The sequence below is a fragment of the Polynucleobacter sp. Fuers-14 genome (genome assembly GCF_018882045.1).
In the GTDB taxonomy this organism is placed as follows: Bacteria; Pseudomonadota; Gammaproteobacteria; order Burkholderiales; family Burkholderiaceae; genus Polynucleobacter.
Genome location: NZ_JACVPG010000003.1, coordinates 154,830 through 180,322 on the forward strand (window position 1 = coordinate 154,830; position 25,493 = coordinate 180,322).

A 25,493-nucleotide genomic window follows, 5' to 3' on the forward strand; every position below is an offset into this window, starting at 1 on the left:
GCGTCACTACGATTGGTGCCAAAAAGGAGTGCCCACCAATGGAGTGCTTGCCTGGGCTGATTCCTGGGGCTTCATAGCGCCAGATAAATAGGCTGTACGACCCGCATCAACCGCCATTGCAAAGGCTTTGGCCATCACTACAGGATCATCCGCCAAGGCTACTGCGGTATTCAGCAGTACACCATCAAATCCCCATTCCATGACGGTGCATGCATGTGAAGGCAGCCCTAGGCCGGCATCCACCAAGAGCGGAACCTTCAGACGATCACACAAGAGTTTCATGGCATATGGATTTAAAGGGCCTTGTCCGGTACCAATTGGAGCAGCCCAAGGCATCACCGCTTGGCAGCCGACATCAACCAAACGTTGGCACAAAATGAGATCCTCCGTGCAATACGGCAGAACCTTAAAGCCATCTTTAATCAGAGTCTCTGCTGTCTGCACTAAGCGCAATACATCGGGTTGCAAAGTGTAATCATCGCCAATAAGCTCTAACTTGATCCAATCTGTTTCAAATACTTCGCGCGCCATTTGCGCGGTAGTAATCACTTCTTGTGGGCTATGGCAACCAGCGGTATTCGGTAGAACAGGAACCGCCATCTTCTTAAGTAAATCCCAAAAGCCGCTATGCGCTTCTGCAGTTGATGTTCCTTGGCGACGCAAGCTTACAGTAATCATGCCGGGATTCGATACTTGTACAGCGTTCTCCAGCACCTGTGGAGAGGGGTAGCGTGAGGTCCCTAGCAGCAAGCGACTCGCAAAGCTCTCGCCATAAAGGACAAGTGTATCGGCGCTATTGAGGTTATTAGGTAAAGGAGCGTTCATAGCAAAATAATTGGTTCTTAATCAGCCGCCAGTAACTGGAGCAATCACTTCAATTTGGTCATTCTCATTTAATGCAAAGTCTGCATGCTTAGTCTTGGGCACAAAGTTGAGATTTACGGCAACGGCATAGGGTGGCTTCGCATTGATCAAGGCTAGAGCATCACTCACCATACTCTTGCTAGGCAACTCATAAGCTACTTGATTCACGATTACGCGCATACCGCCTCAATCTGGTTGCAATCTTGAGTCACACTCAACCCTAAATCCAATGCAGTCTTACTTGTGCCGAACTCCAGAAGCTCTAATGCGCAATCGAGTACTGCAGGAGAAATCATAAAACCATGGCGATATAAGCCATTGATCATGATCAAATCTGCAAGCCCTTTATTTCTTATCGACCGAATTTCTGGGAGATTATTTTTTAAAGTGGGGCGACAATGCGTCGCCATCTCCAAAATGCGCGCTTCTGCAAACCCACTATGAACGGTATAAACGGCACTGAGTAACTCCATAGCAGAGCGTACGCTCATTTCTGATAGGTCATCGGATTCGATCTCAGTGGCACCCACCACATAGACATCATTTTCTTTAGGAGCAATATAAATCGGATAGCGCGGATGGATTAGGCGTGTAGGGCGACGCAACTTCACCTCTGGCGCATAGAGTCTGATCACTTCACCGCGAACACCGCGCAAGTTATTGGACTTATCTCCAGTTGACCAAGCTTCTTTAGCGCCCGTACCGCGACAATCAATTACCGCTTTATAGCCAGTCTGTTTGCGCAATTCAGAAGGTTCGATCTCGGTATGCCAGTGGCAATTGACCTTCAATAGCGTTAATTCGCTAGCGAGAGCATCCAATAGCTGGCGATTATCTAATTGCCCTTCATTGGGTAAATACAGTCCCTGAGTAAAGCGATCGGCAACGCCAGGCTCGAGTTCGCGTAATGCTTCATTATTGAGCTTTTGTGGTTCGCTGAGATCAGCGTTTGAGCGACAGTTCTTATCTAAATGAGCAGCAAAGCGTTCAGCTTCACTAGCATCTTGGCGGTGCCACAAAATCAAGGTGCCAACTTGCTGAAAGTAAACCGGTGAAGATAAGTTAGCAATAAGCTCCTTCCAGCGAGGCAGGCTATGCAAACCCATGCGCACAACAGAATCTTCAGTAATTGCAGACTCAGCTAATGGTGCCAACATCGCTGCAGCAATGCGCGCAGCAGCATGAGAACCATCAGGGCCGCCTTTATCAAAGAGATCGACTTGAGCACCTCCTTTAGCAAGCGCAACAGCCAGCAAGCGACCCATTAGGCCGCCGCCAACAATTGCGTATTTGCTATTGGAGAAGCTTGCGCTAGTCATCTTTATCTTTTTAGCTGGTTGGCTTACTGATAAATCTCACTACCGCGCTTACGGAACTCCGCAGACATCTCTTCCATACCTTTAGAAGCATCAGCTACCTCAGTAATGGGAATGACTTTTGCTTTCGGATTGCCATCGGCATCTAGGGTTGCCGCGTAGTCACGAACTTCTTGAGTGATCTTCATGGAGCAGAACTTTGGACCGCACATGGAGCAGAAGTGCGCAATTTTGGCACCTTCAGCTGGTAGGGTCGCATCGTGATACTCACGCGCGCGCTCAGGATCTAAGCCCAGATTAAATTGGTCTTCCCAGCGGAACTCAAAGCGAGCCTTGGAGAGGGCGTTATCGCGTACTTGCGCGCCAGGCAAACCTTTGGCTAAGTCGGCACCATGGGCAGCAATCTTGTAAGTGATGATGCCCTCACGCACATCTTCTTTATCTGGCAATCCCAGATGCTCTTTTGGTGTGACATAGCAAAGCATCGCTGTGCCATACCAACCGATTTGCGCGGCACCAATACCGCTGGTGATGTGGTCATAGCCAGGGGCAATATCGGTAATCAATGGTCCGAGGGTATAGAAGGGAGCTTCTAAGCAATACTTTAGCTCTTCAGTCATATTTTCTTCAATGCGCTGCATTGGAACGTGACCAGGACCTTCAATCATGACTTGTACATCATGTTTCCAGGCCTTAGCCGTCAATTCACCAAGTGTGTGAAGTTCACCAAACTGAGCAGCATCATTAGAGTCAGCAATACAACCAGGGCGCAAGCCATCACCCAAGCTAAATGACACGTCATACGCTTTCATGATCTCGCAAATCTCATCAAACTTTGTGTACAGGAAGTTTTCTTTGTGATGAGCCAAGCACCATTTAGCCATGATCGAGCCGCCACGAGAAACAATACCGGTAATACGATCCGCTGTTAGCGGCACATAACGGAGTAATACACCAGCATGAATGGTGAAGTAGTCAACACCTTGCTCTGCTTGCTCAATGAGTGTGTCACGGAACATTTCCCAGGTGAGGTCTTCAGCAATACCGCCGGTTTTATCTAATGCTTGATAGATTGGCACTGTGCCAATAGGTACTGGAGAGTTGCGAATAATCCATTCACGAGTCTCGTGAATATGTTTACCAGTGGAGAGATCCATGATAGTGTCTGCACCCCAACGAATGGACCACACCATCTTTTCAACTTCTTCATTAATGGATGAAGTAACAGCAGAGTTACCTAAGTTACCGTTAATCTTCACGCGGAAGTTACGGCCAATAATCATTGGCTCTAATTCAGGGTGATTGATGTTTGCTGGAATGATCGCGCGGCCTGCAGCAATCTCAGAGCGCACAAATTCACCGGTGACGATGTCAGGCAGGTTTGCGCCATAACCTTTGCCTGGGTGCTGCTTCAATAACTGCTTGTAAGCTGGATCTTTGCGAAGTTGCTCAAGGCCCATAGATTCACGCAGGGCAATGTACTCCATTTCAGGAGTGATGATGCCTTGGCGAGCGTAATACATCTGACTGACGTTATGTCCAGACTTCGCAACGCGCGGTGCGCTGATATGAGAAAAGCGTAAATTTTGTGTGGCTTCATCTTGAGAACGCGCAACGCCGTATTCGGAGCTGGGCCCTGCCAACTGGATGGTGTCATTGCGTTCAGCAATCCAGGCATCACGTAGTCTTGGCAAACCTTTTTCAAGATTAATCACAACATCAGGATCGCTGTATGGACCAGATGTGTCATAGACGGGTACTGGAGGGTTAGCCAACATTTCTTCACCTACGCGAGTAGGTAGTTGCTTAATCATCCGGATTGGCGCCTTGACATCAGGTCTTGACCCTTGAAGGTAAGTTTTGGTTGAGGCAGGATAGGCAAACTTTTGCCCGAAGTCGCGCTCTAAGCTTTTAAGGCTTGGAATCTCATGTTTAGCGTTTTTAGTTGAGGTGTTGCCTGTACTCATGTCCATCTCCTAGCTGTTTTAGATGGACGAAACCGGGTGTCGGTCTGATGTAACTCCCCACGCCAGCATTACCTGGATCGGGTTCTAGGGTCTTTCTCAGCGCCTTCTAGCAAAACTGCTATGAAGGGCACCCCTGTTTCATCCTTAAGATGAATTTAACCACGAATTGATTGATTACTGTATGACACCAGTCAAGCGGTAGGTGGAATTAAGCAAATGGGGTGAAATAGCCTATTTATTGCGGCGCAATATGAAATCAGCCGTAACAAAGGCAGCATCAGAGGTAAATTCATCAGCCAAGATTCTGGCGGCAGCCTCTGGCAGGGAGATTTCAATAAAGCCACTGACTTCACCATCATGATTGGTGGGGATAAAGTTGTCAGCCAGCTCTAAATCGTAGACGTATAGCTGCTCATCATGAAAGCCTCGACCTTGAGATGGGCGGCGCATATGAATCCGTCCCACAGGCTCAATTTGATCGGAGATTTGCTCAGGTACGCCAGCTTCTTCCCAAAGCTCACGACGCGCGCTAACCCAGGGTGTTTCATCAGCAGTAATTCCACCGGCTGCCAAGTTGTCTAACTTGCCTGGATCAGTAGGCTTAGTTTCACTGCGTCTACCCAGCCAAATAGTATTACCGTGGGTATAACCATTGATATGCGTTGCCATACTTCGAAAACCAAAGGTACGAAACGCAGCACGCTCCATGCGAAAGTATTTGTGACCATTTAGATCAACCCAAGCAAAGTCTTCGTTACGCCAGCCTGGAATAAATCCACCCAGTCTCATACGATTGGCTAACTGATAAAGACTATTGGATAAATCTCTAGGTTTGCCTAATTGAATGGTGAGCTTGTAATGACCCATGGCAATCAGTGCAATGGATTCTTTTTGTAAAGACTCTTGCAGATAAGGAATAAATTCTGGATTGAGGTGGCCAATGAGTTGCTCACCTGTTGCGCCGCGGGATAAATAAATCGGCAGGTATTCCGCAGGAGCAGAGCGCGCCGTGTTTTGGAGCATTTCCTCAAGGGCGGCTAGCGTACTGGTTGAGAGACTGGTCATGGTCTAAGTGTAAGGGAACTTCCAGTTCTATGTCCTTATTGGTAAAGCTCCATAACACATAATTTCATAAGAACTAACTTAAATATTTATAAGTAAACATCCAAAACAGGGAAAGCTATCCTGCACACAAATTAGGCAAGCTAGGTCTGTCTATACAAATCTGTGACTTACGAAAACTTTTGAGGATTTATCCACATGACCTGTGGATAACTATGAAGAAATTCTGGTCCCGCCGACAGGAATCGAACCTGTATCCCACGCTTAGGAGGCATGTGCACTATCCATTGTGCTACGGCGAGATGCTAAAAAATAAAAAAGTGTGCTAGGTCAATTCTAATGAATTACAAACCACGAATTACCAACCACACAGCGCCCATACTTGATTTGTCACTGCCACCATCATATCGGGTGCGAAGTACATCGAGAAAACAAACAACAAAGCGAATAGAGCAAACCCATAAAACATGATTTCCCCAATACTTGGTTTTCTCTTAAGCATTGGCCACTCTGTGAATTGCTCGTTCCTTTACGGGAAGATTAACCAAGAAAGCAAAGACGCCCAATCCAATCGCGATTTCCCAAACAATTAAATAAGAACCAGTATGGTCAAATAAATAGCCGCCTAGGAAGGCTCCGCAGAAACTGCCCAATTGATGAGAGAAAAAGATGAGGCCAGAAAGCATCGTTAAATACTTCACGCCGAAAATTTGCGCAACGATACCGTTGGTCAGTGGAATAGTTGAGAGCCACAAGAAGCCCATGATGGCCGCAAAGATATAAGTGCTCATCGGTGTTGGTGGCAACAATAAAAACGCTGTAATGGCAATAGAACGCCCGATATAGATTGCAGATAGTAAATAGCGTTTAGGAAAGCGCTGACCTAGGATGCCGGAGCTATAAGTGCCGAAGATATTAAATAAGCCAATTAATGCTAGGGCGGTCGTGGCAACAACCGGAGCCCCAACGGCTGGATAGGTAGAAGACAGATCCTTAAGGTAAGGCGCCAAATGAACCGCAATAAACACCACCTGAAAACCGCAAACAAAATAACCTAAGGTCAGATAACGAAAGCTTGGATTACCCATTGCTTCCTTTAAGGCCTGCTTAATCGTCTGATCACCCAGATTATGGTTATAGGTGAAATTCTTTTCACGCAACATAAATGCAGTTGGAATCATTAGACTGGCCATCAATGCCAACATGAGAAGCGCATCTTGTGTGCCAAACATACTGAGCAAGCCTTGCTCGGCTGGAATCATGAGGAACTGACCAAATGAACCGGCAGCTGCAGTAATGCCCATTGCCCAGATCCGTTTCTCCGCAGAAACATTGCGACCCAAGATTCCGTAGACCACGCTGTAGGTCGTGGCAGTTTGTGCCAAACCAATGAGCAAGCCACCAGCTAATGTGAAATTCATGACATCAGTAGAAATAGCCATGCCTGCCAAACCTAGGGCATACAAAATCCCACCGGCAACCATGATTTTGAATGCGCCGTAACGATCAGCCAAGGCCCCGGTAACTGGCTGCACAGCTCCCCAAATCAGATTTTGTAAAGCAATAGTCAGAGCAAACGTTTCGCGACCCCAGCCATTGGCTGAAGTAATGGGTAAATTAAAGAGGCCAAAGCCATGACGAATACCCATCGATAGGGTGACCATAAGTCCACCATAGATGAGGACTTCCTTCATCGAAAGCCCTGCTTTGGATGTCTGAGTTGTCATGGTTCCTAGATGATTCCCTTAGTGCGTAAGGCTTCAATCGCTTGATCATCTAGTTTGAGACGTTCATGCAAAATCTCTTGTGTATGTTGACCAAGAGTAGGGGGTGCCATTCGCACCTCAGTGGGTGTTTTAGAAAGACGCATAGGACTAGCAACTAATTTCATATTGCCAACAGTAGGGTGTGGAACATTGATCTCTACCCCACGAGCTATGACTTGCTCGTTTTCAAAGACTTCTTTGAAGTTATTGATCGGTCCGCAAGGAACATTCACTTTTTCTAGAAGTGATATCCATTCCTTCTTTGTTTTTTTACGGGTCATGGCTTCCAGTAGCGGCACAAGCTCATCTCGGTGTTGAACGCGGAGTGGGTTAGTGGCGTAACGTGGATTATCAGCAAGGTGACCTTCTTCGCCAGCCATAACAAAGTGTCTATATTGACCGTCATTGCCAGCAGCAACAATCATCCAGCCATCCGATGTTGGGAAGGTTTGATACGGAACAATGGTTACGGAGGCATTGCCAATCCGACGGGGCACTTTTTCAGATGTAAGGTAGGCGCTTGAAACGTTAGCCATCACTGCAATTTGGGTGTCCAATAAAGCCATATCGATGTATTGGCCTTCACCTGTATGGTCACGGTGAATGACTGCTGCCAATATGGCTGTAGAGGCATACATGCCTGTAAAGATGTCTGCGATTGCAACCCCTGCTTTTTGTGGGCTGGCGCCTTTAACACCATCCGCTTCACCGGTCACACTCATAAATCCGCCCATACCCTGAACAATGAAGTCGTAGCCAGGACGATTAGCAAAGGGACCAGTCTGACCAAAACCTGTAATTGAGCAGTAGATCAAATCTGGTTTTACTTTTTTGAGGCTTTCATAATCAAGACCATATTTGGCGAGGTCGCCAACTTTGTAGTTTTCAATCACCACATCCGATTCGGCAGCCAGCTGGCGGATCAACTCTTGACCTTCGGGTTTTGCAATGTCGACCGTAATTGAGCGCTTATTCCGGTTAATGCAAATAAAATAGGCAGACTCTTCAGTTTCCTTGCCATTGGCGTCTTTGACAAAAGGAGGCCCCCAATGGCGGGTATCGTCGCCAACGACAGGTCTTTCGACTTTGATGACATCTGCACCCAAATCCGCTAGGTTTTGAGCGCACCAAGGCCCTGCCAAGACTCGGCTAAGGTCTAAAACGCGAATATGACTTAAGGCTCCCATCCCCTAATTTTGGCATGGATGACAGGGGAATTCCCGAAAAATTCGGTCTGGAGCTCAGACATGACTACAATTTGCGCGCATGGCTACCCGTAAAACTTCCGAATACAGCGAATCGTCGATTCAGGTCCTAAAAGGGCTGGAACCAGTCCGTCAAAGGCCTGGAATGTACACCCGCACCGACAATCCACTCCATATCATTCAAGAGGTGCTGGATAACGCATCCGATGAGGCCTTAGGAGGTTTTGGCAAGCAAATCATTGTTACGATGCATACCGATGGCAGCGTGAGCGTAGAAGATGATGGTCGCGGGATTCCAGTGGGTATGCATCCTACTGAAAAATTGCCAGTAGTGGAGATTGTGTTTACCCAGCTACATGCTGGCGGTAAGTTTGAAAAAGGCACTGGTGGTGCTTATGCATTCTCAGGTGGCTTACACGGTGTTGGTGTTTCTGTAACCAATGCCTTATCTAAACGATTAGAAGTCACCGTTTGGCGTGATAGCCAAATGTCGACATTGACCTTTGCTGATGGCAAGGTGATTGAAAAGCTCAAAACAATTTCTTCTGCAAAAGAAGATAAGTCACACGGCACACGCGTACGTGCATGGCCAGATGGAAAGTATTTTGATAGCTCAGTGATTCCAATGCCTGAGCTCATTCGTCTATTACGTTCCAAGGCTGTTTTATTGCCAGGCGTGAAGGTAACGCTGATTCAAGAAAAATCAGGCGATACCCAGACATGGCAATACGCACAAGGCTTGCGTGGCTACTTAAATGAAGCGATTGCGCAAGCAGGTCATGGTGCCGAAGTCATTCCTCCATTCGAAGGTGAGCAATACGCTACCGGCACTGGAGAGGAAGATTCTTTTGCTGAAGGCGAGGGTGCGGCTTGGGTTGTTTGCTGGACTGAAGATGGCGCACCAGTACGCGAGAGTTATGTGAACTTGATTCCAACACCTGCAGGCGGCACGCACGAAAGTGGTTTGCGTGAAGGTTTATTTAATGCTGTTAAAGGCTTTATTGAGATGCATGCATTACAACCGAAAGGCGTGAAACTCATGCCTGAAGACGTATTTGCTCGCGCATCTTTCATTCTGTCGGCCAAAGTATTGGATCCTCAGTTCCAAGGGCAGATTAAAGAGCGGCTGAATTCTCGTGATGCCGTACGTTTAGTTTCTGGCTATGTGAAGTCTGCTTTAGAGCTTTGGCTCAACCAACACGTTGACTACGGTCGCAAATTAGCTGACCTCGTAATCAAGCAGGCGCAAGCAAGAACCCGTGCCGGCCAAAAGGTAGAGAAGAAGAAGTCTTCTGGCGTCGCTGTGCTTCCTGGCAAGCTTACAGATTGCGAGAGCGAAGATATTGGCATGAATGAAATCTTCCTAGTAGAGGGCGATTCTGCTGGCGGTTCAGCCAAAATGGGGCGAAATAAGGAATATCAGGCGATTCTGCCATTGCGGGGCAAGGTATTAAATACCTGGGAAGCTGAGCGTGATCGCTTATTTGCTAATAATGAAGTGCATGACATCGCTGTAGCGATTGGTGTGGATCCGCATGGAGCAAATGACAGCCCCGATTTATCTAATCTTCGCTACGGTAAGGTTTGTATTTTGTCTGATGCGGACGTGGATGGTGCTCACATCCAAGTATTGCTCTTAACCTTGTTCTACAAGCATTTCCCCAAACTCATTGAGTTAGGGCATGTGCATATTTCTAGGCCACCACTATTTAGAGTCGATGCTCCAGCGCGTGGCAAGAAACCAGCACAAAAGATTTATGCCCTAGATGCTAATGAGCTTCAAGCGATTGAAGATAAATTACGCAAAGACGGCGTTAAAGAAACTGCATGGCAAATCTCCCGCTTTAAGGGTCTGGGAGAGATGAGTGCTGAGCAACTTTGGGATACGACTTTGAATCCAGATACTCGTCGTTTACTACCAGTCACTTTGGGCACATGGACTGAAGACGAAACGTTTAAAACAATGGATATGTTGATGGGTAAATCAGAGTCTGGTGCACGTCGTGATTGGTTAGAAGAGCGCGGTAATGAAGTGGAGGCGGATATCTAATGACAACTAAAAAGACTCCTGGAAAAAATACTCCAGCCGATCAGGCGGATTTGTTTGCCAGTCCCATTGAAATGGATATCGTTGAAGTGGAAGAGACCCCTGCAGTTGCTGCTTCTTCTGGTGGTGGAGCGGGCAATCATGACCCCAAAACGGTTGACTTAAATGAAGATGGTAAAGACAGCTTAACTCTAGCGGTATATGCAGAGCGTGCCTATTTAGATTATGCAATTAGCGTAGTTAAAGGCCGTGCATTACCTGATGTATCTGATGGACAGAAACCCGTACAGCGCCGCATCTTGTTCTCAATGAGCGAAATGGGTTTGCGTGCAGATGCTAAACCAGTGAAGAGTGCGCGTGTAGTTGGCGATGTATTAGGTAAGTTCCATCCCCACGGTGACCAATCTGCATACGATGCCTTGGTGCGCTTGGCGCAAAGCTTCTCATTGCGTTATCCACTAATCGATGGTCAAGGTAACTTTGGCTCACGCGATGGCGATGGTGCGGCAGCTATGCGCTACACCGAGGCTCGTCTTACTAAGATTGCTGGTTTGCTATTGAGTGAGATTGATGAGGGTACGGTAGATTTTGCGCCGAACTATGACGGCTCATTCCAAGAGCCTAAATTATTACCAGCGCGCTTACCTTTTGTATTGCTTAATGGCGCATCCGGCATTGCTGTCGGTATGGCGACCGAGATTCCTTCGCATAATTTGCGTGAAGTGGCTACAGCTGCCGTTGCTTTAATGAAGTCTCCAAAGATGAGTACTTCAGAGTTATTGGAGATCATGCCTGGCCCTGACTATCCGGGCGGCGGTCAAATCATTTCTTCTGCTGCAGAAATTGCTCAGATATACGAAGCGGGGCGCGGCAGTATTAAAGTGCGTGCACGTTGGTCTGTCGAAGAGCTCGCTCGCGGTCAATGGCAGATCGTGGTTAACGAATTGCCTCCAGCTACATCTTCACAGCGTGTTTTGCAAGAGATTGAAGAAATCACCAACCCGAAGGTTAAGGTTGGCAAAAAGACCTTAACACCCGAACAAAATAATCTTAAATCGACCATCTTGAATGTGCTTGATGGCGTGCGTGATGAATCCAGCAAGGATGCCGCAGTGCGTTTGGTATTTGAGCCGAAGAGTAAGAATATTGACGTCAATGAGTTTGTCAATTTATTGCTTGCTCACACTTCATTGGAATCCAATGCACCAATGAACTTGGTGATGATTGGCAACGATGGACGCCCACGTCAAAAAGGCTTAAAAGAAATTCTGTCTGAGTGGGTTGCATTTAGGGTTGCCACCGTTACTAGACGAACTCAGCACCGCTTAGGCAAAGTCAAAGACCGTATGCATATTTTGGAAGGGCGCTTAACCGTTCTTCTCAATATTGATAAGGTCATTAAGATCATCCGCAATAGCGATGAGCCAAAAGCAGATTTGATTAAAGGGTTCAAGCTGAGCGATCGCCAGGCTGAAGATATTCTGGATATTCGCTTGCGCCAGTTGGCTCGCTTAGAAGGCATCAAGATTGAGCAAGAGCTTAAAGAGCTCAAGTCTGAACGTGATGATCTAGAAGGTTTGTTGCAGAACGACACCGTCTTACGCAAGCGCATCATCAAAGAAATTGAGTCTGATATGAAAGACTTCGGCGATGATCGTCGCACCCTCATTCAGGAAGATAAGCGCGCCGTTGCTGAGACCAAGGTCATTGATGAGCCGGTCACAGTCATTGTTTCTCAAAAAGGCTGGGTACGTGTGCGTCAAGGTCATGAACATGATGCAACTCAATTTGGATTCAAGGCAGGCGATGCTTTATATGCCACCTTTGAAGTGAGAACTGTAGACGTTATTCAGGGCTTTGGTAGCGACGGACGTGTATATACAGTGCCTGTCAGCGAATTACCAGGTGCCCGTGGTGATGGCTCGCCATTAACTAGCTTCGTCAATTTGGCCGCTGGCTCCCAAATGGTTGCCTATTACGCTGGTCAACCAGATGATTTGGTATTGCTTTCTACTAAAGCGGGTTATGGATTCTTGGCCAATGTATCTGATATGACTACCCGTAACAAAGCGGGTAAATCATTCTTGAGTATGGATGCTAAAGTTCCTGGCGATGCTCCTTTAGGTGCTGCTAAGGTGAAGGTAGGCATGAAGCAAGTGGCCTGCTTATCAGAAGCTTCTAAGTTATTGGTTTTCCCATTAGATGAACTCAAGCGTCTGCCAACCGGCGGCAAGGGTGTAATCCTGATGGGCCTAGATGATAAAGAGCGCTTGGCTTCGGCTATCGCAGTAGGTCCTGACGGGGCTACCTATTCAGGCGCTGGACGTGCTGGTAAACCAACTGAACTCGGCCTTGATGCCAAAACCTTAAAGTCTTTTGCAGGTAACCGCGCACGCAAAGGTCACTTTGTTGAGCCGCGCTTAAAAGACAGCAAATTAACAGCGAACTAAGCCAGTTAAGTCAGCTAAGTCAGTTAAGTCAGCTAATTTTCTTTGGAATACTCACGCCATATTTAACAGCAATTACCTCCGCCAGAATCGAAACTGCGATCTCTGGTGGGGTGAGAGCGCCAATGTATAGACCAACAGGACCGTGTAATTTTTCAACCTGCTCTTGGCTGACATCAAACTCGAGCAAGCGCTCTTTGCGTTTTTGAGTATTTTTTCTGCTGCCTAACGCCCCCACATAAAAGGCGGGAGACTTCAGGGCCTCCATCAAAGCCATGTCATCTAACTTGGGGTCATGTGTGAGAGCAACAACAGCGGTGTGAGAGTCAACGCCAATCTCCAGCAAGACATCATCTGGCATGCCCTTTGAGAAAGTAATATCAGAACGATTTAGACCTTCGGCATATTCTTCACGAGGATCAATCACGACGACTTCGAAATCTGAAGCCAACGCAAAATCCGCCGTGTATAGGGATAGCTGACCAGCGCCAATAATCACCATGCGCCAACGAGGGCCGTAAGTGGTTTGCATTTCCTGTTCAGTACAAGCAAATTCATCACTACGATCACCTAAGCTGAGGGTGGATTTGCCAGTAGCCAAATTTACGGAGCGACGTGTAATTTGATGAGAAGAAATATTCGCAAGCAACTTTTCTAAAATAGCTAATTCTGGCCTAGGCTCTACCAATAAACGTAAGGTGCCACCACAAGGCAGACCAAAACGGGCAGCTTCTTGCTGGGTTACTCCGTAAACCACCATTTCTGGGGTATCGCGAGTGAGGATTTCGGTTTGAACGCGGCGGATCAGGTCATCCTCAACGCAGCCGCCCGAAACAGACCCAGCTACTTGACCATCAGCTCGTATAGCAAGCCAAGAGCCGACTGGACGGGGTGCTGAGCCCCAAGTCTGAACCACGGTCGCAATCGCGACTGATTGACCCGCTTGTAGCCATTCGACGGCAGATTTGAGTACGCTTAAATCGGTGCTGTTCATGCGTTTTCTTCTTTTTCGTTCTTTTGTGAAAGCTTTTATTAATAACTATTTATTATCACTCTAATGACAGTCTCCGGTGAATCCCCCAACAGCCCCAATTTGCGTCTAGCCATCCTGATATTGGCAGCGGGTGAGGGAAGTCGTTTGGGCGGATATCCCAAAGCCTTATTAAAAAAAGGCGGAGATAGTTTGTTAAAGCGCTTTATTCAATCTACACAGAGTTTTGACCCCATTGAGACTTTGGTCGTTACAGGCTTTTATTCGGACCAGATTGAAGCGGAAATCAACTTACTCAAGCAGGGTGTAGCAAACCCTATAACTTGGATAAAAAATCTTCAGCCACAGTTGGGTCAAGCCTCTTCAGTACGTCTTGGTCTTGAATCTCTAAAAAGTGACTACGATGTTTTGTTGATTGCTTTATGCGATCAGCCTGGCATAGCTAGCAATGAGATTGACGCATTACTGTGGCAATTTAATCAACGAGACGTAAACCAAGAGATCGTATTGCCGATGGTGAACGGTCAACGAGGTAACCCCGTGTTATTTTCAAAACCAATCATTGAGAAAATCTTAGCAATACCCGGAATGGTCTGCAGACCATACATGGATCTACATCCCGAGCAAGTGAAAACTTTTGTTACTGATAATCAAGCATTTGTAATGGATGTCGATACACAGAACGACATCCAAAGGTTGGGGCTCGATAGTATTTAATCCAATGAAGGCGAATTAAATCTCCGCAATGAGTTCAATTTCTACACAAGCACCAAGCGGGATTTGAGCAACACCAAAGGCGCTACGCGCATGTTTGCCGCTATCACCGAAGACTTCAAACAACAATTCTGAGCAGCCATTCACTACCAAATGTTGTTCTGTGTAGCTGTCAGTGGAGTTCACTAAGCCCATGACTTTAACGATGCGCTTTACTTTATCCAAAGAGCCTAAGTGGTTTTGTAAGGTAGAAATCAGGTCAATCGCAATAGCGCGGGCAGCGACTTTACCAGTTTCTGTATCCATGTCTTTACCGAGCTTACCAACCCAAGGTTTGCCATCTTGCTTAGCAATGTGACCAGAAAGAAATACGGTATTACCAGTGGTGGCAGCCATGACATAGGCAGCAGCAGGAGGTCCTGGTGGCGGTAAATCGATGCCGAGGGTCTTAAGACGTTCGCTAATGGTTGTGCTCATATTGGGTTTCTGTAATTAAATTGAAAAAAAGAATCTTACTTGGAAAGTTGACGCATGGCGCTTTCAAGACCATTCAGAGTGACTGGGTACATACGATCTTTCATGAGGTTTTGCATGATGTCGATCGATTGACGGTATTGCCAGATGGATTCGGGCTCAGGATTAAGCCACGCAAAATGTGGGAAGTGGTCAATGAGCCTATTAATCCAAACAGCACCCGCTTCTTTATTGTTGTATTCAACGGAGCCGTTAGGGCTCAATATTTCATAAGGAGACATCGTCGCATCTCCAACAAAGATGAGCTTGTAGTCGGGCCCATATTTATTAATGATGTCTTGCGTTGCAGTCACTTGATCACGTCTGCGGCGATTGCTTTGCCATAAGTTTTCATAAACACAGTTATGGAAATAGTAATGTTCTAAGTGCTTAAATTCAGCTTTGGCAGCAGAAAATAACTCAGCAATGCGTTGGATATGATCATCCATCGAACCGCCGACATCCATGAGTAGCAGAACCTTAACCTGGTTGTGTCGCTCGGGTCGCATTTGAATATCGAGCATGCCGGCATTGGCAGCTGTTGAATGAATGGTTTTATCTAAATCTAACTCTAAAGTAGATCCCTCTCGCGCAAAGCGGCGTAAGCGCCGTAAAGCGACTTTAATATTGCGTGTGCCTAATGCTAGATCGCTGTCGTAATCCTTAAATTCTCTAGCTTCCCAGACTTTGATGGCCGTTCTGTTGCCGGCACTCTCACCACCAATACGGATGCCTTCGGGGTGATAGCCGCTGTGACCAAATGGTGAAGAGCCACCTGCGCCAATCCATTTATTACCACCGCCATGCCATTCTTTTTGCTCTTTTAAAAGCTCCTCAAGCCGCTTCTTTAAGGCATCCGGACCACCTAGTTTTTGCAACGCAGCTTTTTCTTCATCCGTTAGTACGCGTTGAAGTTTTTTCTCTAACCATTCCAGTGGAATATCTGGCGATAGCGCAATGATTTGTTCAATCCCGTTGAAGTAGCTACCAAACACTTGATCAAAGCGATCAAAGTGTTGCTCATCCTTAACCAAGGTTAAGCGCGAGAACTGATAAAACTCATCAATAGAGGGGTTAATGACGCCCGATTTCAAACCCTCCAAAAGAGTTAAAAACTCTCGCACTGAAACAGGCACCTTGGCCTCTTTCAGATTTAGGAAGAATTGAATCAACATGTCAGAAGTCTTGTGGCTAACAAGTTAGCGATGATTGCGATTCATCATGACCAAGCGCTCAAATAGATGAATATCTTGTTCATTCTTAAGTAAAGCCCCATGCAATGGTGGTACGACAATCTTTTCATCGCTGCTGTGCAGCGCTTCAGGTGGGATATCTTCCGCCAATAAGAGCTTGAGCCAGTCGATTAATTCAGATGTAGAGGGCTTCTTTTTTAAGCCCGGCAACGAGCGTATCTGGTAGAAGGCCTTGAGGGCAGCATCCAAAAGATCCTGTTTGATATTGGGGTGGTGCACATCCACGATGCTTTGCATCGTATTGGCGTCCGGGAAGGTGATGTAATGAAAGAAGCAACGACGTAAGAAGGCATCGGGCAATTCTTTTTCATTATTTGAGGTAATGATGACGAGCGGGCGATGTTTAGCCTTAATCAATTCACGAGTTTCATAGACATAAAACTCCATGCGATCAATTTCACGTAATAAGTCATTCGGAAACTCAATATCCGCTTTATCGATTTCATCGATTAGCAATACTGTCGGCTCATCTGCTTCAAAAGCTTGCCAAAGAACACCTTTGACAATGTAGTTGCGAATATCGTTTACTTTTTCATCACCCAATTGGGAGTCGCGCAAACGGCTTACAGCATCGTATTCATATAGACCCTGCTGAGCCTTAGTGGTTGATTTGATATGCCATTGCAACAGCGGCATGTTGAGGGCAGCAGCGACTTCTTCAGCGAGCATGGTTTTTCCAGTGCCGGGCTCACCTTTAATCAGAAGAGGGCGCTGCAGAGCAATGGCCGCATTTACTGCCAATTTCAGATCATCGGTAGCGACATAGCTTTGGCTGCCTGCAAAGCGATTTTGAGAGAGTGGGGAGGATTTGCTCATAGACATACCTAAATAAGTACTGGATTAAGCATTCAAGTATAGGTAAATGAGGGGAATTTTTCAGTGTTTCTACTGATTTTGGCCTCTGAAATGACGGGGAAGGCATCTGTCCGCTATACTCTTCCAAAATTGATCCAAATCAAACTCATTAATAATGATTTCTATGAAAAAACTCACATTTCTTCCTTATTTGGCCGTTGCTGCAACTTTAGCTTTTGCAGGCGTTGCTCAGGCTGATGAAGTTAAAGGCAATGCCGCTGCTGGTAATGCTAAGGTTTGGCTTTGTGTTGGTTGCCACTCCATTCCTGATTACCGCGCTGATTACCCATTGGTATACAAAGTGCCTATGTTGGGCGGTCAAAATGGTGCCTATATTGCTACTGCTTTGTCAGAGTACAAAAAGGGTGAGCGCAAGCATCCAACGATGCGCGCTATTGCTGCCAGCTTGTCTGACCAAGATATGGCCGATATTGGCGAATACTATGCTGCGCAAACTGCTAGCACACCGAACAACCCATTGAAGTGATTCATTGATAAAGATACATAGAGATACTTTTATGAAATTTGTACTAATTACAGCAGTTTTGCTCTCCAGCATTGGTTTGGTAAACGTAGCAAATGCTGCTAGCGTAGATAAAGGTCAGGCATTGGTAGAGAAGGGTAATTGCGCCTCTTGCCATGGTGCTGGACTCAATGCCCCAATCTTGCCCGCCTATCCAAGGTTAGCTGGTCAGTATTCTGACTACTTGTATTACGCCTTGAAGGCTTACAAAGTAGGCAACGGCAATCCTCAGTATGGTCGTAATAACGCCATCATGGGCTCCCAAGTTCAGGCCTTTAGCGATGCTGATATGCAAGATATTGCCGCTTATATTTCAAGTTTGCCAGGAAATTTTGTTATTAAAAAGTAAACTCTGCTAGCTCAGGCTGCTTAGATTAAAGGCTTAGAATATCTTTCTAAGCCTTTATTTTTTATAGGTTTTATCTTAACGCTTCTAGCCCATGGGCAAGGTGTTTACGCATCACCGCTTCAGCAGCTTGCTCATCTCGCTTGAGCAGTGCTCGAAGGATTTCTCGGTGCTCAACTAAAGAGTTTTGCAGTCTACCAGTGCTAGTTAATGAGTCCCTACGATGTAATTTGAGCACTTTACGAAGATCAGCAATGACACCATTCATCCATTTATTACCTGCAATTTCTTGAATTAGCTCATGAAATTTGCCATTTATCTCAAAAAACTGCTCAATATCACGGTCGGCAGCTGCTTTTTCTAAGCGGTGGTGTAGGTGATCCAGCATATTTAATTCAGCTTCAGTCGCTTTGATTGCTGTTTCCTTGGCTGCTTGACCCTCTAAAAGGGAGAGAATCGTGAAGATTTGCTCTAGATCTTTTCTGGCCACCTCAGTTACATAGGCGCCACGACGCATCTTGATGGTTACAAGACCCTCAGATGCTAAAACTTTAATTGCTTCGCGCATAGGGGTGCGACTAATCCCAAACTGATCTGCGAGAGATTGCTCATCCAGCCAGCTTCCTGGGGCCAATTGCTTGCTAAATATCTGCTCCCGCAGGCGGTCAGCAACGTCTTCGTATAAGGGCCTATTATTCAGTTTTGTATTCATAATTATGAATACATCATAGCTAGACAAATGAGAAATAGTCAAGCAGAATGTAAGGATATTTCGATGCAATGCAGCAAAAATTAACCGGGAGTTTTTGTGAGTTCTAAAGAAAACAATTCATGGCCATCATTTCCAGACGCCAATCTAGAGGCCTGGAAAAAGTCAGCGCAAAAATCTGCACCTAATGGTGATGTTGATTCCTTGGGTTGGAAAACTCCGGATGGAATTCATCTAAAAGCCTTATACACATCATCGGATGTTGAGGGTCTTAACTACACCGATACATTGCCTGGATTCGAGCCATTTGTACGCGGCCCTCAAGCAACGATGTACTCGGTTCGTCCTTGGACAATTCGTCAGTACGCTGGTTTTTCAACTGCAGAAGAATCAAATGCTTTTTATCGCAAGGCGCTTGATGCAGGTGGTCAAGGTGTATCCGTTGCTTTTGACTTAGCTACTCATCGCGGTTACGACTCCGATCATCCACGTGTTACCGGTGACGTTGGTAAGGCCGGTGTTGCTATTGACTCTGTAGAGGATATGAAAATCTTGTTCGATGGCATTCCATTGGACAAGGTATCTGTTTCGATGACGATGAACGGTGCTGTATTGCCGGTTTTGGCTGGATACATCGTTGCTGGTGAAGAGCAAGGCGTAAAGCAGGAGCAATTATCCGGAACGATTCAGAATGACATTCTGAAAGAGTTTATGGTGCGCAACACCTACATTTATCCACCAGAGCCTTCGATTCGTATTATTGGCGACATTATTGAATACACCGCTAAGCACATGCCGAAGTTCAACTCGATTTCTATTTCGGGTTACCACATGCAAGAGGCTGGAGCCAATCAAGTTTTGGAGTTGGCATTCACCTTGGCCGATGGTAAAGAGTATGTAAAAACAGCACTCGCTAAAGGGTTAGACGTGGATGGTTTTGCAGGTCGCCTTTCTTTCTTCTTTGCGATTGGTATGAATTTCTACCTTGAAGTGGCAAAGTTGCGCGCCGCCCGCTTGTTGTGGTGGCGCATTATGAAATCCTTCGAACCAAAGAATCCGAAGTCCTTAATGTTGCGTACGCACTGTCAAACATCGGGCTGGTCCTTAACCGAGCAAGATCCGTACAACAACGTAGTAAGAACTACGGTAGAGGCGATGGCTGCAATATTTGGTGGCACACAGTCATTGCATACCAACTCTTTGGATGAGGCGATTGCCTTGCCTTCCGAGTTCTCGAGCCGTATTGCGCGTAATACTCAGTTGATCCTTCAAGAAGAAACTCACATTCCTAGCGTGATCGATCCATGGGCAGGCTCCTACATGATGGAAAACCTAACTCAAGAAATGGCTGACAAAGCCTGGGAAATTATTCAAGAAGTTGAGGCCATGGGTGGTATGACCAAGGCGGTTGAAAGTGGTTGGGCCAAACTCAAAATTGAAGCTGCTGCTGCTGAAAAACAGGCCAAGATAGATTCAGGCTCCGACGTAATTGTGGGTGTAAATAAATACAAGCTTGGCAAAGAAGATCTTGTTGATGTATTAATGATCGACAACGATAAAGTCCGTGAAGGTCAGGTTGCACGTCTTAAGGAAATTAAGGCTAAGCGTGACTCCAAAAAAGTAGAAGCTGCATTAGAGGCATTAACTAAGGCTGCTGAAGATAACTCTGGAAACTTGTTGGAGTTATCTGTCAATGCAATTCGATTACGAGCAACTGTTGGTGAAGTTTCTGATGCATTAGAAAAAGTTTACGGGCGCCATCGCGCCGATACTCAAAAGGTGACCGGTGTGTATGCAGCTGCTTATGACTCAGCCGAAGGCTGGGCAAAACTCCAAACTGAAATTTCTGACTTTGCAAAAGACTTTGGTCGTCGTCCACGCGTGATGATTGCTAAGTTGGGGCAAGATGGCCACGACCGTGGTGCAAAGGTGGTTGCTACAGCTTATGCTGACTTGGGTTTTGACGTGGATATCGGGCCTTTATTTCAAACTCCAGAAGAATGTGCACGCCAAGCGATCGAGAATGACGTACATGCATTGGGTGTCTCCACTTTAGCGGCCGGCCATAAGACCTTGGTGCCAGCCATCATTGCTGAATTAAAAAGACAGGGATCAGACGACATCATCGTATTTGTTGGTGGTGTGATTCCAAGACAAGATTACGAGTTCCTCTATGAGGCGGGTGTTAAAGGTATTTACGGTCCAGGCACTCCAATTCCGGCTTCGGCTAAGGATGTGCTCGAGCAAATCCGCAAGTCTGTTAAACCAGCATAGTACGGGCTATAGGCATGCTCGAAGCCGCTGATCAAGCTCTAGTGAATGATCTCACTGGTGCGCCATCGCTTAAACAGCGACGTGCATTAGCGAAGATCATTACGCTGCTTGAATCAACTCGCCTAGATCACCGTCATCGCGCCGATGATGTACTGAATTATCTATTGCCAAAAACAGGTAAATCATTTCGTCTGGGAATTTCAGGTGTTCCAGGTGTTGGCAAGTCAACCCTGATTGAGACTTTAGGTCTTTACCTTATTGAAAAAGGTCATCGAGTTGCTGTTTTGGCGATTGATCCTTCTTCCAGCATCTCTGGAGGTTCTATTTTGGGTGATAAGACTCGTATGGAGCGTCTATCCGTTCTGGAGCACGCCTTTATTCGCCCAAGCCCATCATCTTGTACGCTGGGTGGTGTTGCAGAGAAGACGCGTGAAGCCATGTTGGTTGCTGAAGCGGCAGGTTTTGATGTAATTATTGTTGAAACCGTTGGCGTAGGGCAGAGTGAGATTGCAGTTGCGGGTATGACAGACATGTTCCTGCTAATGCAACTCCCCAATGCCGGCGATGATCTACAAGCGATTAAAAAGGGTGTGATGGAAATCGCCGATCTGATCGTCATCAACAAAGTAGATATTGATCCTGATGCTGCAATGCGCGCTCAGTCATTTATTACAAGTTCATTGCGACTGCTAGGCTTTCAAGGCAATCCGGATCACGCATCCCATGACAAAGAATTTTGGCACTCACAAGTCATGACCTTAAGTGCTTTAGAAGGTAAAGGCGTTCCGGAGTTATGGGAAAAGGTCTCTCATTTTGAATCTCTCCAAAAGGCCAATGGGAAATTTGACTCTCGTCGTAAAGAGCAATCAGGTGCATGGATGTGGGATCGCATCGATGTAGGATTAAAAAATGCATTTCGTAGTAATGAAGCCGTTCAAGCGCTTCTACCAAGCTTGGCGGCACAGGTAAACCAAGGAACTATGGCAGCTTCAGTAGCGGCAAGACGACTACTGGAAGCCATGGGGCATGAATTTTTCTAAGGAGCAGGAAATGAAGGAAATCATTCAACAACTCGAAGCTAAGCGTGAGCTTGCTCGATTGGGTGGAGGGCAAAAGCGCATACAGGCTCAACATGCGAAGGGTAAATTAACTGCTCGTGAGCGTATTGAGCTTTTGCTTGATGCTGGCACATTCGAAGAGTGGGATATGTTCGTTGAGCACCGTTGTCATGATTTTGGCATGGCTGATCAAACTGTTCCTGGCGATGGGGTTGTCACTGGTTATGGAATGATTAATGGCCGTCTGGTGTTTGTTTTCTCTCAAGACTTCACCGTTTTAGGCGGCTCCTTATCAGAGGCCCATGCAGAAAAGATTTGCAAGATCATGGATCAAGCCCTCAAGGTAGGCGCTCCTGTAATCGGCCTGAATGACTCTGGCGGTGCGCGTATTCAAGAGGGTGTTGCCTCGCTTGGCGGCTATGCAGAGATTTTTCAGCGCAATGTAACCGCATCCGGCGTAATCCCGCAAATATCCCTGATCATGGGGCCTTCGGCTGGTGGCGCTGTATATTCCCCGGCCTTGACCGACTTCATTTTCATGGTCAAAGATAGTTCTTACATGTTTGTGACGGGCCCTGAAGTAGTGAAGACCGTTACTCATGAAGATGTTACTGCTGAAGAATTAGGTGGTGCTGTAACTCACTCAACAGTATCAGGTGTTTGCGATTTGGCTTTCGATAACGATGTTGATGCGATCATGATGCTGCGTCGTTTCTTTAACTACTTACCGCTCTCAAACCGTGAAAAACCCCCTTTGATCAAAGGTGCAAACCGTACAGAAGAGCCTGATTTTTCATTGGATACCTTGGTGCCATCCAATCCCAATCTACCATACGATATGAAAGAGTTGATTGAGAAGATTGTGGACGACGGTGAATTCTTTGAATTACAGCCTGACTACGCAAAAAACATCGTGATTGGCTTTGCTCGTATCGAAGGCCGTTCGATAGGTATTGTTGCTAATCAACCACTGATTTTGGCCGGTTGTTTGGATATCAAGGCATCCATCAAGGCTGCGAGATTCGTGCGCTTCTGCGATGCCTTCAATATTCCGGTAGTGACTTTGGTTGACGTTCCTGGCTTTATGCCTGGCACTGCACAGGAATACGGCGGCATTATTAAGCATGGTGCGAAATTGCTCTATGCGTACGCTGATTGCACCGTGCCCAAGGTGACCTTAATTACTAGAAAAGCATACGGTGGCGCCTATGATGTGATGGCTTCTAAGCATTTACGTGGTGACGTAAACTTTGCCTGGCCTTCAGCAGAAATTGCCGTGATGGGCCCTAAGGGCGCTGTTGAGATTATTTTCCGTGAAGAGAAATCGGATCCAGAAAAAATCACTGCACGTGAAGCTGAGTACAAGTCGAAGTTTGCCAACCCCTTTGTAGCAGGTCGTCGCGGTTACATCGATGACGTCATTCTCCCGCATGAGACCCGTAAACGGATTGCTCGTTCACTAGCGATGCTCAAAGACAAAGACTTGAAGAATCCTGCGCGTAAACACGGCAATATTCCTCTGTAAAGGCGCTGACAAATTATGACTACGAAAATGTTTAAGAAAATACTGATTGCTAACCGCGGCGAGATTGCTTGCCGTGTGATGATGACCGCTAAAAAAATGGGCATCAAGACTGTTGCTGTTTATTCTGAGGCAGATAAAGAGGCGCGTCACGTACAACTGGCAGATGAGGCTGTTTGCATTGGACCAGCACCTTCGCGTGAATCCTACTTAGTAATGGACCGAATTATCCAGGCCTGCAAAGATACAGGCGCTGAAGCGGTTCATCCTGGCTACGGCTTCTTATCGGAGAACGAGCAGTTTGCTAAGCGTTGCGAAGAAGAAGGCATTGTCTTTATTGGCCCTAAGCATCAATCGATCGCTGCTATGGGTGACAAGATTGCCTCCAAGAAGCTTGCGTTAGAAGCTAAGGTGAATACGATTCCTGGTTATAACGAGGCCATTGATACCACTGAAGAAGCGGTCAAAATTGCTCAAGGCATTGGCTATCCTGTCATGATTAAAGCTTCGGCAGGCGGTGGTGGTAAGGGCTTGCGCGTTGCATTTAACGACAAAGAAGCTGCCGAAGGTTTTGCAGCTTGCAAAACGGAAGCGATGAACAGCTTCGGTGACGATCGTATTTTTATTGAGAAGTTTGTTGAAGGCCCGCGTCATATTGAGATTCAGGTTTTAGGCGACTCATTTGGCAATGTGGTTTATCTCAATGAGCGCGATTGCTCCATTCAGCGCCGTCATCAAAAAGTCATTGAAGAAGCGCCTTCACCTTTTATCGATCCGGCGACTCGTAAAGCGATGGGCGAACAAGCGGTTGCATTGGCAAAAGCTGTGAACTACCAATCCGCCGGCACAGTGGAGTTTGTGGTTGGTAAAGATAAGTCTTTCTATTTCCTTGAAATGAATACCCGTTTGCAGGTTGAGCATCCAGTGACCGAAAGTATTACTGGCCTTGACTTGGTCGAGCAGATGATTCGGGTAGCTGCAGGCGAGAAGTTGGCATTCAAGCAAGAAGATGTGAAGTTGGATGGTTGGTCGATGGAGTGCCGTATCAACGCTGATGATCCATTCCGCAACTTCCTACCTTCAACTGGCCGTCTAGTGAAGTACCGTCCACCAGAGGCTATTAACGGAGTGCGTGTAGATACTGGCGTGTATGAGGGCGGTGAAATTCCGATGTACTACGACTCAATGATTGCTAAATTGATTGTTCACGGCAAGGATCGTACGGAAGCAATTGAAAAGATGCGTGCAGCATTGAATGATTTTGTGATTCGCGGTATTCATTCCAACATCCCATTCCAGGCAGCACTACTTCAGCACCCTCGCTTTGTAAATGGCGACTTTACAACTGGCTTTATCGCTGAAGAATATCCAGAGGGCTTTAAAAAGGATTCTGTACAGCCTGCTGATCCGAAGCGTTTGGCAGCATTAGCCGCGTTTATGCGCTATCGCTATCTAGAGCATATCAAGATGATTGATGGTCAATTAGCTGGCCATGAAATGATCATTGCCAAGAAATTCGTAGTGGTTACTGGTAAAAAAACCGGTTCCATGAATGATCCGTATGAAGTGCCTATTCGCGTTGAATTGAAAGACGGCATCTATTCTGTATACATCGATGATGCTGATGGTGTGAGCCGTTATGACATTGTGAGTGACTGGCGTCCTGGGCAGATTTGTCTGCACGCAACCATTAACGGTACACATAAGATTACTGCACAAGTAGAGCGTCGTGGCGTTAAGTATCTGTTAATTCTGGATGGCGCCCATTTCGAATGTATGGTTCTGAGCCCTTTGGGAGCAGAGTTACAACGTCGCATGCCTGTCAAGTTACCGCCAGATACTTCTAAATTAGTAATGTCTCCAATGCCAGGCCTATTAACGAAAATTGCTGTCAAGGCAGGTGAAGCGGTTACCGCAGGTCAGAAACTAGCCTCAATTGAAGCGATGAAGATGGAAAATACGCTATCCGCTATGCAAGATGGTGTGGTTGCTGAAATTTGCGCTAAAGAGGGTGATAGCTTGGCGGTGGATCAATTAATTATCCGCTTTGAGTAACCAGGT

General features: G+C 46.5%; 22 protein-coding genes, 1 tRNA gene and 1 riboswitch. Of the genes, 9 read left to right on the forward strand and 14 right to left on the reverse strand.

Annotated features, from left to right (window positions below; genetic code table 11):
- Positions 1-6: 6 nt before the first annotated feature.
- From ICN40_RS01525 to ICN40_RS01565, 9 genes are all read right to left on the reverse strand, one after another.
- A complete protein-coding gene (locus ICN40_RS01525; protein WP_216241590.1) occupies positions 7-825 on the reverse strand; it encodes a thiazole synthase in 819 nt (272 codons plus the stop codon).
- 21 nt (positions 826-846) lie between these two features.
- On the reverse strand, positions 847-1,044 hold the full coding sequence (gene thiS, locus ICN40_RS01530) for a sulfur carrier protein ThiS (RefSeq protein WP_072582372.1): 198 nt from the start codon (positions 1,042-1,044) through the stop codon (positions 847-849).
- Entirely contained in the window at positions 1,035-2,183 is a 1,149-nt protein-coding gene (locus ICN40_RS01535; RefSeq protein ID WP_216120956.1) for an FAD-dependent oxidoreductase, read from the reverse strand. The genes thiS and ICN40_RS01535 overlap by 10 nt, the downstream gene beginning before the upstream one ends.
- Positions 2,184-2,206: 23 nt before the next feature.
- Positions 2,207-4,147, reverse strand: coding sequence for a phosphomethylpyrimidine synthase ThiC (gene thiC, locus ICN40_RS01540; RefSeq protein ID WP_216860699.1), 1,941 nt, complete (start codon positions 4,145-4,147; stop codon positions 2,207-2,209).
- Positions 4,148-4,184: 37 nt separating this feature from the next.
- Positions 4,185-4,292: riboswitch (TPP riboswitch) on the reverse strand.
- An 86-nt stretch (positions 4,293-4,378) separates the two neighbouring features.
- On the reverse strand, positions 4,379-5,212 hold the full coding sequence (locus ICN40_RS01545) for a DUF4743 domain-containing protein (RefSeq protein WP_216241593.1): 834 nt from the start codon (positions 5,210-5,212) through the stop codon (positions 4,379-4,381).
- Between the two features lie 224 nt (positions 5,213-5,436).
- Positions 5,437-5,511, reverse strand: a tRNA-Arg gene (locus tag ICN40_RS01550).
- Between the two features lie 56 nt (positions 5,512-5,567).
- Positions 5,568-5,711, reverse strand: a complete 144-nt coding sequence (locus ICN40_RS01555; protein ID WP_215322096.1) for a hypothetical protein — start codon at positions 5,709-5,711, stop codon at positions 5,568-5,570.
- Complete coding sequence (locus ICN40_RS01560) at positions 5,704-6,936, reverse strand: MFS transporter (protein WP_216241595.1); 1,233 nt, start codon at positions 6,934-6,936, stop codon at positions 5,704-5,706. Before ICN40_RS01560 ends, ICN40_RS01555 begins: the two co-directional genes overlap by 8 nt.
- Positions 6,937-6,941: 5 nt before the next feature.
- Positions 6,942-8,162: a CaiB/BaiF CoA-transferase family protein gene (locus ICN40_RS01565; RefSeq protein ID WP_216241599.1), complete on the reverse strand. Its 1,221-nt coding sequence runs from the start codon at positions 8,160-8,162 to the stop codon at positions 6,942-6,944.
- 79 nt (positions 8,163-8,241) lie between these two features.
- Here ICN40_RS01565 and ICN40_RS01570 point away from each other — a divergent pair, with 79 nt between their 5' ends.
- Together ICN40_RS01570 and parC are read left to right on the forward strand one after the other, a co-directional pair.
- A complete protein-coding gene (locus ICN40_RS01570; RefSeq protein ID WP_216241602.1) occupies positions 8,242-10,230 on the forward strand; it encodes a DNA topoisomerase IV subunit B in 1,989 nt (662 codons plus the stop codon).
- A gap of 71 nt (positions 10,231-10,301) precedes the next feature.
- Positions 10,302-12,677 carry a DNA topoisomerase IV subunit A gene (gene parC / locus ICN40_RS01575; RefSeq protein WP_216242027.1) on the forward strand — a complete coding sequence of 792 codons (2,376 nt, stop codon included), beginning with the start codon at positions 10,302-10,304 and terminating at the stop codon, positions 12,675-12,677.
- Positions 12,678-12,705: 28 nt separating this feature from the next.
- Here the strand turns inward: parC and ICN40_RS01580 are convergent, their stop codons facing one another.
- Positions 12,706-13,668 (reverse strand): XdhC family protein, encoded by a 963-nt coding sequence (locus ICN40_RS01580; RefSeq protein ID WP_216241606.1) that lies wholly within the window; start codon positions 13,666-13,668, stop codon positions 12,706-12,708.
- A gap of 63 nt (positions 13,669-13,731) precedes the next feature.
- Between ICN40_RS01580 and ICN40_RS01585 the strand changes: the two genes are divergently transcribed.
- A complete protein-coding gene (locus tag ICN40_RS01585) occupies positions 13,732-14,382 on the forward strand; it encodes an NTP transferase domain-containing protein (protein ID WP_216241609.1) in 651 nt (216 codons plus the stop codon).
- A gap of 15 nt (positions 14,383-14,397) precedes the next feature.
- Here the strand turns inward: ICN40_RS01585 and ICN40_RS01590 are convergent, their stop codons facing one another.
- The 3 genes from ICN40_RS01590 to ICN40_RS01600 are packed head-to-tail and all read right to left on the reverse strand — an operon-like array spanning position 14,398 to position 16,961.
- Positions 14,398-14,856 (reverse strand): RidA family protein, encoded by a 459-nt coding sequence (locus tag ICN40_RS01590; protein ID WP_216241613.1) that lies wholly within the window; start codon positions 14,854-14,856, stop codon positions 14,398-14,400.
- Between the two features lie 35 nt (positions 14,857-14,891).
- The gene (locus ICN40_RS01595; RefSeq protein WP_215360208.1) at positions 14,892-16,067 is read right to left on the reverse strand and encodes a VWA domain-containing protein; all 1,176 of its coding nucleotides are present in this window, start codon (positions 16,065-16,067) and stop codon (positions 14,892-14,894) included.
- A 24-nt stretch (positions 16,068-16,091) separates the two neighbouring features.
- Positions 16,092-16,961, reverse strand: coding sequence for an AAA family ATPase (locus tag ICN40_RS01600; RefSeq protein ID WP_374222773.1), 870 nt, complete (start codon positions 16,959-16,961; stop codon positions 16,092-16,094).
- Between the two features lie 163 nt (positions 16,962-17,124).
- On the opposite strand from ICN40_RS01600, the gene ICN40_RS01605 reads away from it, so the two are divergent.
- Together ICN40_RS01605 and ICN40_RS01610 are read left to right on the forward strand one after the other, a co-directional pair.
- Positions 17,125-17,487 (forward strand): cytochrome c, encoded by a 363-nt coding sequence (locus ICN40_RS01605; protein WP_216241616.1) that lies wholly within the window; start codon positions 17,125-17,127, stop codon positions 17,485-17,487.
- A gap of 31 nt (positions 17,488-17,518) precedes the next feature.
- Positions 17,519-17,872: a cytochrome c gene (locus ICN40_RS01610; protein ID WP_216241619.1), complete on the forward strand. Its 354-nt coding sequence runs from the start codon at positions 17,519-17,521 to the stop codon at positions 17,870-17,872.
- A 70-nt stretch (positions 17,873-17,942) separates the two neighbouring features.
- Here the strand turns inward: ICN40_RS01610 and ICN40_RS01615 are convergent, their stop codons facing one another.
- Positions 17,943-18,581: a GntR family transcriptional regulator gene (locus ICN40_RS01615; protein ID WP_216241623.1), complete on the reverse strand. Its 639-nt coding sequence runs from the start codon at positions 18,579-18,581 to the stop codon at positions 17,943-17,945.
- A 96-nt stretch (positions 18,582-18,677) separates the two neighbouring features.
- Here ICN40_RS01615 and scpA point away from each other — a divergent pair, with 96 nt between their 5' ends.
- From scpA to accC, 4 genes are read left to right on the forward strand one after another with little or no spacing between them, the layout of a single operon-like run.
- Complete coding sequence (gene scpA / locus ICN40_RS01620; RefSeq protein WP_216241625.1) at positions 18,678-20,852, forward strand: methylmalonyl-CoA mutase; 2,175 nt, start codon at positions 18,678-18,680, stop codon at positions 20,850-20,852.
- Positions 20,853-20,866: 14 nt separating this feature from the next.
- Complete coding sequence (meaB, locus tag ICN40_RS01625) at positions 20,867-21,892, forward strand: methylmalonyl Co-A mutase-associated GTPase MeaB (protein WP_216241628.1); 1,026 nt, start codon at positions 20,867-20,869, stop codon at positions 21,890-21,892.
- A gap of 10 nt (positions 21,893-21,902) precedes the next feature.
- The gene (locus ICN40_RS01630) at positions 21,903-23,435 is read left to right on the forward strand and encodes an acyl-CoA carboxylase subunit beta (RefSeq protein WP_216241630.1); all 1,533 of its coding nucleotides are present in this window, start codon (positions 21,903-21,905) and stop codon (positions 23,433-23,435) included.
- Between the two features lie 27 nt (positions 23,436-23,462).
- Positions 23,463-25,487, forward strand: a complete 2,025-nt coding sequence (gene accC / locus ICN40_RS01635; RefSeq protein WP_216242029.1) for an acetyl-CoA carboxylase biotin carboxylase subunit — start codon at positions 23,463-23,465, stop codon at positions 25,485-25,487.
- Positions 25,488-25,493: the final 6 nt, after the last annotated feature.